The 1,210-nt window shown below is 28.4% G+C and carries 2 protein-coding genes; one reads left to right on the forward strand and one right to left on the reverse strand.

Features of this window, described 5'->3' with window-relative positions; genetic code table 4:
- Positions 1-434: 434 nt before the first annotated feature.
- Positions 435-641 (forward strand): hypothetical protein, encoded by a 207-nt coding sequence (locus C4B24_RS05060; RefSeq protein WP_168388374.1) that lies wholly within the window; start codon positions 435-437, stop codon positions 639-641.
- 231 nt (positions 642-872) lie between these two features.
- Here the strand turns inward: C4B24_RS05060 and C4B24_RS05065 are convergent.
- The coding region (locus C4B24_RS05065; RefSeq protein WP_168388375.1) for a hypothetical protein at positions 873-1,210 on the reverse strand (338 nt) is incomplete at its 5' end.

Genomic DNA, 1,210 nt, shown 5'->3' on the forward strand with positions numbered 1-1,210 from the left:
AATGGCCGATGTTTTTATAATGCTTGAACAACTAAAACTTATATACAAAATAGATGATCAAGAGCTTAAAAAACAAATGGAATTTAAAGTAAACAGATACTTAAAAAGAAAGGGTCTTTTATAAAGCCCTTCCCAACAACAAATCTAGAAAAAGACCGCTAAAAGATAGCATTTTAAATTACAATAAAGAACCAAGCGAATAACGCCTGGTTTTCATTTCCCCATTCCATTTAGTCCTAAAGGCCTTAAAGCCTTAAACATAATAAAGATACTAACTATAAGTAAGTATTAGTATAGTAAGAAGATAATAAAAGGAATTTATCCTTTATAACCTTTATACTGTATTACTATACTTCTATAAAACAACCAAGGAGGTTATAAGACGGTAGGAATACTTGTATTTATGTTTGTATGTTTATCTCTTATAAACCTTTGTGTATATATGCATTAAGGAAAAGAGGGTCTATGCAGAATTTGCAATGATGGACGGAACCATCAAACAAACTACAACACAAAACAATTCTGTAATTCATAAGGATAGTATTTATGTTTGTACAGATGGAGATAATTACCACAGAATAAAAGATGCTTATAAGCATCAAGTTATTATTGATCCGAATACTAAGAAAGCAGATTATTAATAAAAAAAGCCTTAAAGGTTCAATCTTGAAATGAACCAAAAGGGTTTATTTTTTTAACCTCTTTATGCAAATTAAAATATCGCCATTAAAGAATTGGACATATTGAGGTTTTGTAATTAAAAACAAAACACAATTAATTCAACAATGGACTAATCCTCTTTTTATTTTCCGTATTTTAAAGCATGCCATCCATTTCCACTAACAAGTTTGGAACAATGTATGTCTCCGCTTTTATTGCTCGTTTATTATATAATCAACAATTTCATTCAGTTCATGTTTTTTCTTTTCGCTGCTACCTGAAGATATAAAATAATTAGCCACAGAATCAGGTCACCTATTTTGGGTTGAAACACCCTCTTCTTTAATTGTGTTTTCTTCATATTTTTTGTAAGCTTCTTCGTCTAAGAATTTGTTTTTTTGTGCAAATTCAATTAACATTGAAAAGATTTGTTTGAAAAAGAATCCTGCTTCATTTTGATAATCATCAATAATCTTTTTTAATATAACATCATTATCATAAATATTAGATTCATATTTTCATGAACCACTTTTCTTTTCCTCACTTATTC

It is taken from the genome of Mycoplasma marinum (genome assembly GCF_004335975.1).
Taxonomy (GTDB): Bacteria; Bacillota_I; Bacilli_A; order Mycoplasmatales; family Metamycoplasmataceae; genus Mycoplasma_K; species Mycoplasma_K marinum.